16 protein-coding genes are annotated in these 13,430 nt (G+C 39.8%); all 16 read left to right on the forward strand.

All coding sequences use genetic code 11. From position 1 onward, the window contains the following. Position 1: 1 nt before the first annotated feature. Positions 2-571, forward strand: coding sequence for a serine O-acetyltransferase (locus VB733_RS22950; protein ID WP_323342369.1), 570 nt, complete (start codon positions 2-4; stop codon positions 569-571). Positions 572-688: 117 nt separating this feature from the next. Then, positions 689-1,897 carry a glycosyltransferase family 2 protein gene (locus tag VB733_RS22955; protein WP_323342370.1) on the forward strand — a complete coding sequence of 403 codons (1,209 nt, stop codon included), beginning with the start codon at positions 689-691 and terminating at the stop codon, positions 1,895-1,897. A 65-nt stretch (positions 1,898-1,962) separates the two neighbouring features. Next, on the forward strand, positions 1,963-3,150 hold the full coding sequence (locus tag VB733_RS22960) for a glycosyltransferase family 4 protein (RefSeq protein ID WP_323342371.1): 1,188 nt from the start codon (positions 1,963-1,965) through the stop codon (positions 3,148-3,150). Positions 3,151-3,213: 63 nt separating this feature from the next. After that, a complete protein-coding gene (locus tag VB733_RS22965; protein ID WP_323342372.1) occupies positions 3,214-4,428 on the forward strand; it encodes an O-antigen ligase family protein in 1,215 nt (404 codons plus the stop codon). A 36-nt stretch (positions 4,429-4,464) separates the two neighbouring features. Then, positions 4,465-5,457, forward strand: a complete 993-nt coding sequence (locus VB733_RS22970) for a hypothetical protein (RefSeq protein WP_323342373.1) — start codon at positions 4,465-4,467, stop codon at positions 5,455-5,457. 21 nt (positions 5,458-5,478) lie between these two features. Further along, complete coding sequence (locus VB733_RS22975; protein WP_323342374.1) at positions 5,479-5,655, forward strand: hypothetical protein; 177 nt, start codon at positions 5,479-5,481, stop codon at positions 5,653-5,655. 45 nt (positions 5,656-5,700) lie between these two features. Beyond that, positions 5,701-6,702, forward strand: a complete 1,002-nt coding sequence (locus VB733_RS22980) for a glycosyltransferase family 2 protein (RefSeq protein ID WP_323342375.1) — start codon at positions 5,701-5,703, stop codon at positions 6,700-6,702. 92 nt (positions 6,703-6,794) lie between these two features. Next, positions 6,795-7,577, forward strand: a complete 783-nt coding sequence (locus VB733_RS22985; protein ID WP_323342376.1) for an energy-coupling factor ABC transporter permease — start codon at positions 6,795-6,797, stop codon at positions 7,575-7,577. A gap of 3 nt (positions 7,578-7,580) precedes the next feature. Continuing rightward, positions 7,581-7,724, forward strand: a complete 144-nt coding sequence (locus VB733_RS22990) for a hypothetical protein (protein ID WP_323342377.1) — start codon at positions 7,581-7,583, stop codon at positions 7,722-7,724. Positions 7,725-7,760: 36 nt separating this feature from the next. After that, on the forward strand, positions 7,761-8,663 hold the full coding sequence (locus VB733_RS22995; RefSeq protein WP_323342378.1) for a cation diffusion facilitator family transporter: 903 nt from the start codon (positions 7,761-7,763) through the stop codon (positions 8,661-8,663). A 10-nt stretch (positions 8,664-8,673) separates the two neighbouring features. Beyond that, positions 8,674-9,003, forward strand: a complete 330-nt coding sequence (locus VB733_RS23000) for an energy-coupling factor ABC transporter substrate-binding protein (RefSeq protein ID WP_323342379.1) — start codon at positions 8,674-8,676, stop codon at positions 9,001-9,003. A 10-nt stretch (positions 9,004-9,013) separates the two neighbouring features. After that, positions 9,014-9,826 carry a cobalt ECF transporter T component CbiQ gene (cbiQ, locus tag VB733_RS23005; RefSeq protein WP_323342380.1) on the forward strand — a complete coding sequence of 271 codons (813 nt, stop codon included), beginning with the start codon at positions 9,014-9,016 and terminating at the stop codon, positions 9,824-9,826. Then, on the forward strand, positions 9,801-10,628 hold the full coding sequence (locus VB733_RS23010) for an ABC transporter ATP-binding protein (protein ID WP_323342381.1): 828 nt from the start codon (positions 9,801-9,803) through the stop codon (positions 10,626-10,628). Before cbiQ ends, VB733_RS23010 begins: the two co-directional genes overlap by 26 nt. 202 nt (positions 10,629-10,830) lie before the next feature. Further along, the gene (locus VB733_RS23015) at positions 10,831-11,766 is read left to right on the forward strand and encodes an energy-coupling factor ABC transporter permease (RefSeq protein WP_323342382.1); all 936 of its coding nucleotides are present in this window, start codon (positions 10,831-10,833) and stop codon (positions 11,764-11,766) included. A gap of 40 nt (positions 11,767-11,806) precedes the next feature. Beyond that, a complete protein-coding gene (locus VB733_RS23020; RefSeq protein WP_323342383.1) occupies positions 11,807-12,451 on the forward strand; it encodes an energy-coupling factor transporter transmembrane component T in 645 nt (214 codons plus the stop codon). Positions 12,452-12,504: 53 nt separating this feature from the next. Then, complete coding sequence (locus VB733_RS23025) at positions 12,505-13,227, forward strand: energy-coupling factor ABC transporter ATP-binding protein (RefSeq protein ID WP_323342384.1); 723 nt, start codon at positions 12,505-12,507, stop codon at positions 13,225-13,227. Positions 13,228-13,430 lie beyond the last annotated feature (203 nt).

Genomic DNA, 13,430 nt, shown 5'->3' on the forward strand with positions numbered 1-13,430 from the left:
TATGGATGTTCCGGCAGAATCGCTTACGAATCCGAATGATACAGCAGAAGCCACTCAATTAACTCTTTGGCAGCAAATCAAAGAAGATTGGATTGCTCATGGATGTGATTGGACAAAACCAGGATTCCGAGCCGTTGCAGTGTATCGCTTTGGAGTTTGGCGAATGCAGGTACAACCGAAACTCTTACGCTCTCCTCTGAGTATTTTATATCGAATGTTGTATCGCAAAATTCGGAATGGCTATGGAATTGAACTACCGTTCACAGTGAAATTGGGGCGACGTGTAGTTATCGAGCATCAAGGAGCGATAGTTATTCATGGCTACAGTACAATTGGCGATGAATGTATTATTCGTCAGGGTGTTACTTTAGGAAATCGCTATTTGGAGAAACCTCTAGAAGCCCCCAAACTTGGCAAACGTGTCAATGTGGGTGCGGGGGCAAAAATTTTTGGAGATGTGACAATCGGTGATAATGCCAACATTGGTGCAAATGCCGTTGTTTTGAATCATGTTCCCCCAGGAGCAACGGCAGTGGGAATTCCTGCCAAAATTATTGAAAAATCACAGTAAATCTATTTGAGAAAGCTCCGTTGTCGGAACTCAGCATAGAAAACATCGGCTTGGTGATTTATCGAGAATCCTACTTAATATCGATTTCATACCAAGTCAAAAAATGGGATTGCATACATGTCTATTATTCAGTTAGTGCATCTATCTATTGAGATATTTCTTTCAATCGGGGCATCTGGGCTATTTATCTTGGGTTTGCTATTGCTGGTTGAGTGTATTGCGGCAATTTTTCCTGTTGTCAAACAAACAGGTAATCATCAGAGCAGTTTACCCAATCTAAAAGTTGCGATTCTAGTTCCCGCCCACAATGAAGAGACTGTCATTACTAATACCTTATCTAACCTGAAAATTACGTTAAAACCACAGGATGAGCTTGTGGTGATTGCCGATAATTGTCGCGATCGCACTGCAACAATTGCTCGGAATACTGGAGCTATAGTGCTTGAAAGAAAAGATTCTCTGCATTTGGGGAAAGGATATGCACTCGATTACGGATTGCAATATCTGGCAAATTCAGCACCCGATGTAGTTGTATTTATTGATGCCGATTGCCAAGTAGACAAAGATGCGATCGCAATCCTCAGTGAAATGGCGATGACTACTGGAAAACCAGTCCAAGCAAACTACTTGATGACAAAACCCAGCCAACATAGTCCCAAAGACTCTATTTCTGCATTTGCTTTCAAAGTCAAAAACCTCGTTCGTTCCCAAGGAATGACACGTTTGGGTTTACCTTGTCTGTTGGCTGGCACTGGGATGGCATTCCCTTGGTCGGTAATAAGTTCGATTAATACTGCTAGTGCGGATATTGTTGAAGATATGAAACTGGGATTAGATTTGAGTATTGTCGGTTATCCGCCGATTTTTTGTCCTCATGCGCGTGTTATTGGCAATCTACCCCAAAATACCGAAGCAGCTAAAAGTCAACGCACGCGATGGGAACATGGTCATCTGCAAACTATACTTACCTACGTCCCGAAATTATTCCTGGCAGGGTTAAAGCAAAGGCGTTCTGAACTATTTCTCAGTGCCTTGGATTTGTGTATTCCACCACTATCGCTCTTGGTTGTCATGTGGATGTCAATGATGTTCATTACACTACTCTTTTTCGCTGCTTCATCTATGTGGATACCCTTAGGAGTTACAGGTGTTACTGGCTTCCTCATTTTGACTGCTATTCTTATCTCTTGGACAAAATTTGCCAGTTCCGACTTACCACTGCGAGAACTCTTAGCTGTGCCAATTTATATTCTCTGGAAGATTCCCTTATACTGCAAATTCCTAATTCAACCTCAGAAAGCTTGGATTCGTACTGAACGTGATTAATGAGGAATTCTAGTTTAATTGTTGGAGTTGACAAAGAGTAAGTTGAGCAAAAGTGTAAAAGTAAAATGCCTAAACCACTTCGGATTTTGTACGCTGTTGGACCAGAAAATGTAATTGAGTCTTATAAGTGCTGGCTAGCAGGTGAGAATAATTCTATACAGGTATCAATTACCTACTCTAGTCAATTCTACGAAGCTTGTAAAACAGTAAATGCAACAGCTTATGTAATCGCTCAAGCTCAAGAACAGCAAATTGTTAGGGATGAACAATTTATAATTGAACACCGTCCAATTCTGTTCCCCAATGCACAAGGTATTTTTTATCACTTACAGCAAATTTTGTTTGGACTAAATCTATTAGTCTCAGCTTATCGCTTTCAAGCCAATGTCGTCATTGTAGATAGTGGTACAACCTACTGGTTTTTGTTGTCGCTGTTTCACTGGTTGGGAATGAAAGTTATTCCGTCGTTGCATTGTACGCTGTGGCGAAAGTATGGGAAACAGACTTTTGGTGAAAAAATCATCTTAAAGCTAAGTCAAAATTTATTTTCGAGCCATTCTCAAGCTATTACTGTTGTTTCTCATGAAATTAGCGAGCAGATATCGGAGTTGACAAAAGGTCGTCATGTAAAAATTTTCGAGTTTTTGCCGAGTTTTAATCGTGCCGATTTTGCCGATATTACAACCAAGCCCAATGCATCTATCCCATTTAGGGTTTTGTATGCTGGTAGGATTGAGTATAGCAAGGGTGTATTTGATTTGCTAGAAATTGCCAAGCGTTTTGCGGCGGAAGGCAGAAAAGATATCGTTTTTGATATTTGCGGTGATGGTTCGGCTTTAGAGGCGTTACGTTTGGCAGTTCAAGAGTCAGGAGTAGAGGACATTTTTCTTTGTCATGGCTACTGTAAAAAGGGGGAAATGAAAACAATGTTTAGCAATTCACATGTTGTGATCGTTCCAACTAGAAGTGATTTTGTTGAAGGTTTCAATCGAGTTGTTGCCGAAAGTATTTTGTCTGGTCGTCCGGTGATTACTTCTGCTGTTTGTCCGGCGGTATTTTACTTGCAAGAGGGGATTGTTGAAGTTCCTCCTGATGATGTGATGGCATATGGCAATGCTTTACTTAATTTATACAAGAACTATCAATTTTATGAACAAAAAAGACAGGCTTGTTTTACGTTACAAGAGCAATTATATGATATTAATCATAGTTGGTATTTTGCACTCAAGTCAATATTTTTGGAAATAGAATAAGTTGATGAATTGCCTCTAAACAATTTAACTGTTTGTTTATTTATTTAACTCACATTTATAACCGTGATTGTTATATTTGAAAAACTATTTTCCCTAATTGGATTACTCTTTTTTACAGGTGCATTTTCTCAAATTATGGAAGGAGCGCCTATTTCCTTACTGAGATATTTTGTTTGGGGAATTGCGACGGTTTTGTTGCTTCTACGCTGGAAAAAAACAATTAAGACGGCACTGACAGACAAATATCTGTTACTACTGACAATTCTAATTCTCAGTTCTTTTATTTGGTCTGATGTGTCAATTCTTACTTTGAAAGATAGTCGCGAAATTATTCAAATGACAGTATTTGGATTGTATTTTGCTTCGCGATTTGAGATTAAAGAACAGGTGCAAATAATTGCCGCAGCATTTTTTATTGGTGCTGTGATGAGTTTGATTGTTGTTTTGGTGGTTCCAGTAATTGGTATTCACTTAAAAGACCATCCGGGAGCCTGGAAGGGGGTTTTTGGCTATAAAAATAACCTTGGCAGTATGATGATAATTAGTGCATTTACATTTTTGTTTTTGCCAAAAAATGAAAATAGGAATTACAGCATATTTTATCAATGCTATAAATGGTTTGGATTGGCTTTGTCTACATTATTAATTGTGCAGTCAACATCCAAAACTTCCCTAGTCATTTCGATTGTATTGTTACTAATTTTGTTTTTCTACAGTAAATATCGTTGGCAAGGAAAAGTCACTGTTGTTTATGTTGATATTTTGATTCTGATTTTTGGTGCTGCTGCCACTATTTTTATTGGTAGTTGGTCAGAAATATTGACAGCGATAGGGCGAGATCCAACTTTAACTGGACGAACACCAATGTGGGGTGCAGCATTAACGAAATTAATGGAAAGACCATTATTTGGTTTTGGGCGTAGTGCTTTTTGGGCACCAGGAAGTCAGTATGCAAAAGACGTTGGTTTGGCTCTTACCGAAGGTTTTGTTCCTCCTCATGGACATAATGGTTTTATTGATATGGCGCTGGATGTGGGTTTAGTTGGTATTTCACTGTTTGCCATTAGTTTTTTAATCTCCTATTTTCGCGCTCTCAAACTCGCTTATGGGACAAAAGAACCGGAGAATTTATGGTATTTAGCTTTTTTAATTTTTTTGGTGATGAATAATCTTACTGAGAGTTTTTTGCTGTACAAAACTAATATTTATTGGACTTTATATCTGGTGAGTGCTTGGACTTTGGCAAGAAGAGAAAAATATATAGAATACAAAATTTAATAGTCAGAAGTAACGATTAAGAGAGGTAATTTGCAGATGATTGAAGCAAAACAATATGCTTTTGTATGTTGTGTCGAGTCAGGATGGCTGGAATCACAAACATTACGTATGATTGAGAGTTTGCGACGTTGGGGAGGAAAATTTGCCTCTGCGCCTATATTAGCTGTGACTCCACGGATGGGTCCGCCATTAGCATCGAAAACACTAAATGCTTTTGAGGCTTTACAGGTTGATTATATACATTTAAAGACTCGCGATCGCTATGGTTGGGCTAAGTTTTTGAATAAACCCTATGCGATTTGTGCGGCTGAGGATTATTTCTCCAGCGAATATATTGTTTGGGTTGATAGTGATTTGTTATTTGTGGGCGAACCGGAACAGTTGATATTGGGTGATGGGGAGGATTTTGTTGCTTGTGCTTCTGACCGAAATATTGGTACAACTGGAGTCGATGATATTAATGAACCCTATTGGCAAAATATTTGTCAAGTTGTGGGTTTAGAAATTGAATCTTTACCTTGGATTGTAACAGAACGCGATCGCGATCGAATTCGCTTGTATTGGAATAGTGGTATTTTTGCATACCGCCGTAGCACTAATTTTGCACGGCAATATTTGGATACTTGTTTGTGTTTGTTTGATTCGCAGGTAATTTCTCGTGTGTCGGGAATGTTTTTTAATGACCAAGTATCGCTAGGATTAGCAATGGTAAGTGGAGGATTACGGTGGCGTGGTTTGGATGAGTCCCATAATTACAGCTTTGGTAGCAAAACATTTGCTCAGTGGTATTGCGGGGAAAATTTGCGGGCGGCGAAGGTTATTCATTACCATGATGCAATGTGGGCTTGGTTTTGGGATGTATTTATTGATTGTTTGAACAAAACTCATCCGGATGTTGCTGATTGGCTAAAACCTCTGGGTGCAATGAAAAATGATGCTCCACTCCAATGGCGGGTAGTGAAAAAATTACTTGATCAAGTTTATAAACAACAGGAAAACATTTATATAAAATCCTGTCGGGTTGTGTAAGGAATCATATAAAAATAAGTAGTGCAAGCGTCTCGCTTGCTATTTCCCAAAGGTGGGCTTTCCGGCTCCGGAGTTTTCCGTGAAGAATATCTCCCCGGAAACTCCTCGGAGTTTTCCATGAAGAATATCTCCCCGGAAACTCCTCTCCACACTACTTGTTCAATTTATTTTTACACGAATACTGAAGTTGAAGTTTGAGTTTGAGAGTAAGGAAAAAACCGATTTGTACTTCCAGAGAAAGTCATGTCGAAATTAGAAATGGTTGGTGTGGTTGCCATTGGGCGGAATGAAGGAAATCGCCTCCGTCAGTGTCTTTTATCATTGCAGTCAGAAGGTGTAATTATTGTTTATGTTGATTCTGGCTCGACGGATGACAGTGTGGCTTTTGCCCGTTCTTTGGGTGTACATGTCATTGAACTCGATTTAACCATCCCATTTACTGCTGCTCGTGCCAGAAATGCGGGTTTTGACTATTTACTTACTATTGCGCCCAATCTTGAATGGGTTCAATTTATTGATGGTGATTGTCGTCTGGCAACAGGATGGCTACAAAGTGCAGTGAGTGAGTTGATTGCAAATCCAGATGTTGTAGTTGTTTGCGGGCGCAGAAGAGAAGAATTTGCTAGCGATTCGATTTATAACCGCTTGTGCGATATCGAATGGAACACACCAGTGGGGGAAGCTAAAGCTTGCGGAGGTGATTCCATGATGCGCGTGAGTGCCTTGAAAAAAGTTGGTGGCTTTAATCCAGCTTTGATAGCAGGGGAAGAGCCGGAATTATGCGTGCGTTTGCGCCAAATCGGCGGCAAAGTTATGCGTATTGATGGGGATATGACATGGCATGATGCAAGAATGACCCGTTTATCGCAGTGGTGGAAGCGATCGCAGCGTGCTGGACATGCTTATGCTGAGGGTGCTTGGCTACATGGTAACACTCCTGAACGTCACTGGGTGAAGGAATCTTTGAGTATTTGGTTTTGGAGTTTGGGCTTACTTCTGCTGACTGTTGCTACGTTGCGGCTCACTTCTGGTTTCAGCTTGCTGTTAATACCAATGGCTTACAGTTGGTTGGGCTATAAAATCTATACATATTCTTTGGGAAGTGGTTTGACATTCGCAGATGCAACGCTGTTTTCATGTCACTGCGTATTTTGTAAGTTTCCCCAATTACAAGGACAAATCCAATTTTTACTCACACGTTTACTCAAACGTCAGCCAAAATTAGTTGAATATAAGGGACTATGACTTCGAGGAGAAGGGTTAATACTAAATTTTGAGCGATCGCATCTGTAAAAAATCAACTAACATCTATTACTATTGCAGCTAAACAAAAAAGTATGTCAAGAATTATTCTCCATCTCAAGTATAAAATCCAACATAAATATCGCTGGTTTTTGGCAATAGGAATACTCAGTTGCTATTTCATCGTCACTTTAGCGCAACCAGCCTATGCAATGCATATTATGGAAGGTTTTCTACCTCCACAATGGGCTATTTTCTGGTGGATAGTTGCTTTGCCGTTTTTTGCTTTGGGATTGCGGCGTTTACATTATATTACGACGGAAAATCCAGAACTCAAGCTACTTTTGGGGCTGGCGGGCGCATTTACATTTGTCTTGTCGGCGTTGAAAATTCCATCGGTGACAGGGAGTTGTTCCCATCCTACGGGTACGGGCTTAGGTGCAGTCTTATTTGGACCTTTGGCAATGTCAGTATTGGGAACTTTAGTTTTACTATTTCAAGCTTTGTTGCTGGCGCACGGTGGTTTAACTACCCTGGGTGCAAATGCATTTTCAATGGCAATCGTAGGACCAATTGTAGCATATTGGTTATACCGTTTAATTATACAAACTGGTAAACAAAGATTAGCGATATTTTTAGCTGCCAGTATTGCCGATTTAACGACTTATGTAGTGACTTCGGTGCAATTAGCTTTAGCTTTTCCAGCAGCAACGGGCGGTGTGATGGCTTCTTTCGGGAAATTTGCCAGTATTTTTGCCCTGACTCAAGTACCATTAGCAATTAGTGAAGGTTTATTGACGGTACTGGTGTGGAATTGGCTATCTAATTACGGTAGTCAGGAACTAGAAGCTTTGCAGTTAATTAAACAGGAAAGATAGGAGATGGGGGGATGGGATGGGGAGACGCGGGGATTGGGAGACGCGGAGATGGGGAGACGGGGAGATGGGGAGATTGGGAGATGGGGGAAAAATATAAATAAACTGGGTTTATCTGGCAACATGTTTTGGGTAATTTTGTTAACTTAAAACAAAAGTCAAAAATACTATTTCGGCAATTACTATATGTCAATTCACCATCACCATACACCTACTTATAACCGGGCTTTTTTACTTGGGATTGGGATGAATGTGGGGTTTGTTTGTGTAGAAGCGATATTTGGGTTTTTGACAAATTCCGTAGCTTTGCTGGCGGATGCTAGTCATAATCTGAGTGATGTATTTGGACTAGTTTTGGCATGGGGTGCGACTTGGTTAGCACGTCGTCGTCCGGGAAAACGATATACTTATGGTTTACGACGCTCGTCGATCTTGGCAGTATTACTCAATGCTTGTATTCTATTTCTAGTATTAGGTGCGATCGCATTAGAAGCTGTTGAACGTATCCACACACCTGTATCTGTACCAGGGACGACAATTATTGTTGTTGCTTTAATCGGAATTGTTGTTAATGGCTTGACTGCTTGGTTATTTGCGTCGGGAAGTCAGCACGATTTAAATATTAAAGGCGCATTTTTGCACATGCTGGCTGATGCTTTAGTATCAGCAGGTGTGGTTCTCGCTGGTATTGCGATTTCCCTGACTGGGTGGCTGTGGTTTGACCCAGTAATTAGTCTAATCATAATCTGTGTTATTGGTCTTGGCACTTGGAATCTATTGCGCGAGTCTATCGATTTAGTTCTGGATGCTGTGCCCAGAGGGATAGATTTACCCGCAGTGCGTATTTATTTGACAGAGTTACCAGGTGTGGTTGCGTTGCATGATTTGCATGTTTGGGCAATGAGTACAACTGAAACAGCTTTAACGGCACATTTAGTCATGCTGGCGGGAAATCCAGGTGATGCCTTTTTAGCGCGTATTAGTATGGAATTACACGATAAGTTTGGCATCGAACACACCACTATTCAGGTGGAAACTGGTAATTTTTTACTGCCTTGTAATCAAAAGTTTTGTTGTGAATCAGAATAAGGACATCCACATGAATCAAGCGAAAAATAAATCCAATAATTGGTTATTAGTGCTTGCTGTAGTTGCATTAGCTGTAGCTCCATTGATTCTCTTAAAAAATGCAGAATTTGGTGGCGCTGATGGCAAAGCCCAAGAGGCAATTCAAGAAATCCATCCCCAATATAAGCCGTGGTTCAATCCCATTATTGAAATCGAAAGTTCAGAAGTTCAAAGTTTATTATTTGCAGTACAAGCAGCGATGGGTGCAGGTGTGATTGGCTATGTCATTGGACTTTATAAAGGGCGTAACGAAAGTAAAATCAAACAGGATTTAGAAGTTAGGAGTCAGGAATTAGAATAAATCAATCGTAATGAAAGTACAAATTGACTCATTAGCCTATACAAATCGTTTGCGATCGCTACCACCAGGACAAAAGCTTTCTTTTGCTAGTATACTATTTATTCTCTCTGCTATTGCTCATCCTTTGGTACAAATTTTAATTGCCATTTGGATGAGTATCTGGACTGTGATTTACGCAGGAATTCCAGTCAGAACATATTTTAAATTAGTTTACGCCGCTATTTTTTTCTGGTTAACTAGTTTACCAGCTTTGGTGATTAATATCACAGAATTAATTAGCTATAATTTAATCCAAAAAGATGCGATCGCAGGTTTGAATATTGGCTCATACTATCTATATCTCAGTCATCATGGCATCTTCCAAGCTGCTAGCATTTTTACAAGGGCTTTAGCATCGCTGTCATGTTTATATTTCCTCATGCTGACAGTCCCATTTAGCGAAATTTTACAAACCCTCAGACGCATTGGTTGTCCGTTATTAATCACAGAAATTTTATTATTAATGTATCGCTTTACCTTTGTGTTACTAAATACGGCAAATGAAATCTGGATTGCTCAAACAGTGCGGGGTGGATACAGTAATTTTAGGACAAGTATGAACAGTTTAGCGCTATTAATTGGACAACTACTCAAACGCACTTTTGATAATTATCATCAAGTATTATTGAGTTTGCGATCGCGAGGTTTTACTGGAGAACTACAGGTTTGGCATTCTTATTCCTATCGCCAATCTTATCGTTATTTAATTGAAGCAACTATCGGTTGTATTTTCCTAATTATATTAGACTTGTTTGAGAATGGAAGAATATTTACTAGAATTTGAAGATGTTTATTATACTTATGTTGGCGCTAAGAAAGCAGCGTTAAATGGTCTAAATTTAAGAATTCCTAAGCACAAAAAATCAGCTTTAATTGGTCAAAATGGTTGTGGAAAAACAACATTCTTTTTGTTATCAAATGCCCTCTATAAACCGCAACAAGGTGACATATTATGGCGGGGCAAGTCTGTAAAATATGACTCTCCTTCTCTGCAAAGATTGCGCCAACAAGTAGGGCTAGTTTTTCAAGACCCTGAACAGCAACTTGTTGCTGCTACAGTTGAAGAAGATATATCCTATGGTTTATGTAATTTAGGATTACCTCATCTGGAAATTGCCCAGCGAGTCACAGATATTTTGGTAGAATTTGGGTTGACTGAACTTGCCCAAAAACCCATTCATCATTTGAGTTTAGGTCAAAAAAAGCGAGTTTCCATTGCTGATGTAATGGTGTTAGAACCAGAATTAATTTTATTAGATGAACCCACTGCTTATTTAGATCGCTTACATACCCGTAATTTAATCAAAACCCTCATTAATATTCACAGTTCTGGGAAAACAATCTTAATGGCTACCCACGATTTCGATTTAGTATATCGTTGGGCTGATTGGGTTTTTGTCATGGATGAAGGTAAATTAATCATTGAAGGGACTCCAGAGGATATATTTAATCAGCGTGAGTTATTAGCGGAATTACAACTCGATGTCCCCTTAATTCATGAAATATATGCGACTGAAGTCAGTCAAGAAGAACAAATTTTTTTAGAGCGTTTGCAGAAGCGTATCTTCAATTTAAGAAAATTTTAAGATAGTACCCAACGAAAGTTTACACTTATAAAATAAAAGATATAAATCTGCTAATAATCTTATTGTCAATTCACCTGGAGAAATATTAAAAATACCCCATACGGGGATTGCAAATAATCGATAATTTTTGTTTTTCTTAATTGGAGATACCAATAACTTCGTGATATTGAGTATAAAGTAAAATGATAAGTGGATAAAAATTATGCATATCCCTGATGGCTTTGTATCACCATCGGTAGCTGCGATCGCTGGAGTAACGAGTGTAGCTGCATTGGGCATAGCGCTGGGACGCTCTCAAGAAGCTTTTGGCATTCGTCGCGCTCCAATTTTAGGATTAACAACCGCGTTCATTTTTGCCGCCCAAATGGTTAATTTCCCCGTCGCTGGTGGAACGAGTGGACATTTATTAGGAGGAACTCTAGCTGCAATTATTTTAGGAAGCCCTTGGGCGGGAATGTTGTGTATTGCAACTGTGTTAATTATTCAAGCCGTGCTATTTGCAGATGGAGGAATTACAGCCTTAGGGGCAAATATTTTGAATATGGGATTAGTTGGGGTTTGGGTTGGTTGGATACTGACTCAGACATTGCAGAGGCTATTTGGTGGTGCAAAAAATCGTTTACCTTTAGCGGCTGGGATTGCTGCGGGTATCAGCGTTGTCGTTGCAGCGATTTTTGCCGCCATAGAATTAGCACTATCTGGAACTTCACCACTGAATATCGTCTTACCAGCAATGGCAGGGATTCATATTTTGATTGGAGTTGGTGAAGGATTAATCACAGGTGGAGTCCTCACTTATCTTGCCAATGCCAGACCCGATTTACTACCAGGAGAGCAGGGCGAATTTAAAGGCTGGTTAGTGCCTGTAGTCAGTGTATTACTGGTATCAGGAGTGTTTTCGCTATTTGCATCCTCATTCCCCGATGGCTTGGATTGGGTGGCACAGGAAACCGGATTTGAGCAACTAGCAGACAATGTCAGGGTTTCCATACCGACACCATTCGCAGACTATCAAGTATCGGGATTAGGCAAAATCGGCACAAGTATTGCCGGACTTTTGGGTTCCTTAATTTGTTTTGGAATTGCATTTGGACTAGCCAACATCATGAAAGTAAAAAGAGAAGTTCATAATTCCTAACTGACTCCAACATTTAGCACCCAACACTCAGCACTTCCTCATGCCTAACTTAAATTTGCGCTTACATATTTCTCTAGTAATAGTTATTGGATGTGCGTTTCTCAAGCAAAATTCTTGGCATATTCTGAGTGTATATGGCGCGATCGCAATTTTTTGGGCAATTTTTTTGCATGTCAAAATTTCCAAGTTGGCAGCTTTAATTGGTACAGAATTGCTATTTTTATCCTTTGTGGCACTACCTCTAGGCTGGGAACGCGCCAGCTTTTTGTTGGTACGTTCTTTAGTTTGCTTGTTAACAATGAATAGTTTTTTGTTAACTTTGCCACCCCATAGTTTTGGTATCGCCCTCAAATCTTTGCCTCTCCCCAATGCATTTAAACAAAACCTATTGTTAGCCGGACAATATCTAGAAATTTTGCTCGACGAAGTCCAAAGAATGCAACGCAGTGCCCAATTACGAGGACTCAACGGCACTGTTAACTGGTTTCGCTATGTCAGCGCATCAATGATTGGAGCATTGTACATTCGTAGTTTAGAACGCGCCGAACGAGTATATGCTGCCATGATTGTACGCGGTTACACTGGAGAAATGCCCGTAGATATGGAACTACGACCTCAAGAAATGTTCCTAACTGCTGCAATCATCGGGTTAGCAGTGAGTTTAACAGTTGCTTCTTGGATTTAAAAATTGCTGAATTAGGAGTTACTAACATTACCTTTTCCTTTTCCCCAATCACAATGTCACAATCAGTCTTATTAGTTCAAGACTTAGTATATGCATACACCAAAAATCAGTCAGTATTACGTGAAATTACGTTTGATTTAATCGCCGGCGATCGCGTGGCTCTCATGGGTGCAACGGGTTCTGGGAAAAGTACGTTGCTCGAAAATATTATTGGCATAAAAGAACCACAAGCTGGGAAAATAGTGATAAATAATATACATGTGAAGCCGCAAAATTTAGCCCAAATTCGGCGTTTTATTGGCTTTGGCTTTCAAGATGTCAACGACCAATTATTTATGCCCACTATTTTAGAGGATATTACCTTTGGACCTCGAAATTATGGAGTACCCAAAGCAGTCGCAATAGACAAAGCACGGGAATTATTAGCTGAATTTGGTTTAGAAGCTTTTGCCCATCGTTCCGCACATGAATTATCGGGTGGGCAGCGCCGACTCGCAGCCCTCGCTACAATCCTTGCCCTTGAACCCGATATACTCATCCTCGACGAACCCACAACAGGACTAGACCCTGGTTGGCGACGGAAACTTGCACAGGTATTATTAAATTGGCAAGGGAAAGTCATACTCATTGCTTCCCATGACTTACATTGGTTGGGAAAGGTGACACAAAGAGCATTAGTTTTATCAGAGGGAAAAATTGTGATTGATGGCGAAATGCAATCACTTTTAAAAGACGCAGAAACTTTAGAAAGTGTTGGTTTACCTTTTGATTGGTAAATAGGTGATTTGTTCTTAGAGGTTATGTATAAAGTAAACCTTAAGACCAAAGAAACCCGGTTTCTTGAGTTTAAGTATTGAGCATCATCTAACTTTTTGATGAGAAACCGGGTTTCCCCCTGCGTGACTATTTTTAATATTTAAGTAGAACGGTGCAAATAACGAAAAGTAAAGTTACCTAAAACCCTCTTCCCTTCTGCTTT

This window comes from Calothrix sp. UHCC 0171 (genome assembly GCF_034931845.1).
In the GTDB taxonomy this organism is placed as follows: domain Bacteria; phylum Cyanobacteriota; class Cyanobacteriia; order Cyanobacteriales; family Nostocaceae; genus Brunnivagina.

Coding starts and splice junctions, on each gene's coding strand:
- VB733_RS22950 (WP_323342369.1), top strand. CDS start 2: ATGGATGTTCCGGCAGAATCGCTTACGAATCCGAATGATACAGCAGAA.
- VB733_RS22955 (WP_323342370.1), top strand. CDS start 689: ATGTCTATTATTCAGTTAGTGCATCTATCTATTGAGATATTTCTTTCA.
- VB733_RS22960 (WP_323342371.1), top strand. CDS start 1,963: ATGCCTAAACCACTTCGGATTTTGTACGCTGTTGGACCAGAAAATGTA.
- VB733_RS22970 (WP_323342373.1), top strand. CDS start 4,465: ATGATTGAAGCAAAACAATATGCTTTTGTATGTTGTGTCGAGTCAGGA.
- VB733_RS22980 (WP_323342375.1), top strand. CDS start 5,701: ATGTCGAAATTAGAAATGGTTGGTGTGGTTGCCATTGGGCGGAATGAA.
- VB733_RS22985 (WP_323342376.1), top strand. CDS start 6,795: ATGTCAAGAATTATTCTCCATCTCAAGTATAAAATCCAACATAAATAT.
- VB733_RS22990 (WP_323342377.1), top strand. CDS start 7,581: ATGGGGGGATGGGATGGGGAGACGCGGGGATTGGGAGACGCGGAGATG.
- VB733_RS22995 (WP_323342378.1), top strand. CDS start 7,761: ATGTCAATTCACCATCACCATACACCTACTTATAACCGGGCTTTTTTA.
- VB733_RS23000 (WP_323342379.1), top strand. CDS start 8,674: ATGAATCAAGCGAAAAATAAATCCAATAATTGGTTATTAGTGCTTGCT.
- cbiQ (WP_323342380.1), top strand. CDS start 9,014: ATGAAAGTACAAATTGACTCATTAGCCTATACAAATCGTTTGCGATCG.
- VB733_RS23010 (WP_323342381.1), top strand. CDS start 9,801: ATGGAAGAATATTTACTAGAATTTGAAGATGTTTATTATACTTATGTT.
- VB733_RS23015 (WP_323342382.1), top strand. CDS start 10,831: ATGCATATCCCTGATGGCTTTGTATCACCATCGGTAGCTGCGATCGCT.
- VB733_RS23020 (WP_323342383.1), top strand. CDS start 11,807: ATGCCTAACTTAAATTTGCGCTTACATATTTCTCTAGTAATAGTTATT.
- VB733_RS23025 (WP_323342384.1), top strand. CDS start 12,505: ATGTCACAATCAGTCTTATTAGTTCAAGACTTAGTATATGCATACACC.